This window comes from Fodinibacter luteus, from assembly GCF_039541575.1.
Lineage (GTDB): Bacteria > Actinomycetota > Actinomycetes > Actinomycetales > Dermatophilaceae > Fodinibacter > Fodinibacter luteus.
In genome coordinates this window covers 1-1,263 of record NZ_BAABGM010000042.1, presented here as the reverse complement: position 1 = coordinate 1,263, position 1,263 = coordinate 1, and the positions used below count along the sequence as shown (strand labels likewise).

General features: G+C 69.7%; 1 protein-coding gene. It reads right to left on the bottom strand.

The genetic code is table 11. The features are described from left to right. Positions 1 to 1,243: integrase catalytic domain-containing protein (locus tag ABD899_RS18880; RefSeq protein ID WP_345208910.1), on the bottom strand; the 1,243-nt coding region annotated here is incomplete at its 3' end. Positions 1,244 to 1,263: the final 20 nt, after the last annotated feature.

Sequence of the window (1,263 nt, the reverse complement as noted above, 5' to 3'; positions counted from 1 at the left end):
CCCGCGTGGTGGGGGTCTTCATCTTGGTGCGGTTGAGGTAGGTCGCGTTGGCTTTGCGGCGGGTGGCGGTGATGCCGCGTCGGCGGGCGAGCTCGAGGAGGTTGGCTTGGATGAGGTCGATGTCGCGGCGGAGCTGGGCGGGGTTGGCGGTGGCTCGCAGGTCGGTGAGCTCGCGGTGGTCGATGGGGTCGAGCACGTGGGGGTGGTCGCGGGTCAGTCGGGTCAGCGGGGTTGCGGCGGTGTCGTAGGTCTTGGTGACCTTGGCGCCCACGCGGGTCTTGGTCTGCAGCTTCTGCTGGGGCAGGAACAGGTTGTGCAGGCGTGACTGGGTGGGCCACATGGTGTTGAGCAGGTCCAGTTCGTGGGGGGTGTCGTAGCGGTAGTAGCCGGCGCTGTGGCGGACCTCGGTCCAGTTCTTCTGCTCGACGTGGGCCTGGTCGTTCTTGTGGTTGGGGCGGCCGCGGGTGAAGGTGATCTGCCGGTCGGTGCACCACTTGAGCAGGTGGTGGTTGATGAACTCGCTGCCGTTGTCGGAGTGGATGCCCAAGATCGCGAAGGGGAACCGGATCCGCAGCTGGTCCAGGGCGGCGCTGACGATGCGTTCGCCCTTGGAGCGCACGGTGATCGCCTCGGTCCAGCCGGTGGCGACGTCGGTGGCGTCCAGGGTGTGGAAGAAGTGGCCGTTGTTGTCGCCGCCGTCGTGGCTGACCAGGTCGATCTCGATGAACCCGGGGGTGGTGTCGTCCCACTCGTGCCAGGTCTTGAGCGGGATCGAGGACTTCAGCAGGCTGCCCGGGCGGGTCATCGAGCGGGCCTTGCCGGCGATCAGCCCGGTGCGGTACGGGCGCAGGCGCCGGTCCATCGTGGCCGCCGACATCGCCAGCAGCCCGGCCGTGACGTCCTGGTCCACGGCCAGCTCGTCGTGCCCGGCCAGGGCCGCGACCAGCTCCGGCAGCGCCGGCTGCAGCCGTTTGCCCGAGGGCCCGCCCAGCACCGCCCAGCAGGTGACGAGCGCGGCGATGACCTGCGGCCCGTAGACGTACTGCGGGGCCCGGGTCGCGCGCGGACGTTCGTGCTGACCGGCCAGAGCCTGCCGCATCGCCTTACGGGCGTGGTCGCGGTGCCAGCCCGTCACCCCGCACACCGCGTCCAGGACCACCGACTTCTCCGCCTTGGTCCCGTTGCGGTACCGCTCCACCTGGGCCTTGGTGATCTGCCGTCGCGCGGCCAACGTGAGCTCCATCCCTCATGCTGAACCCACGC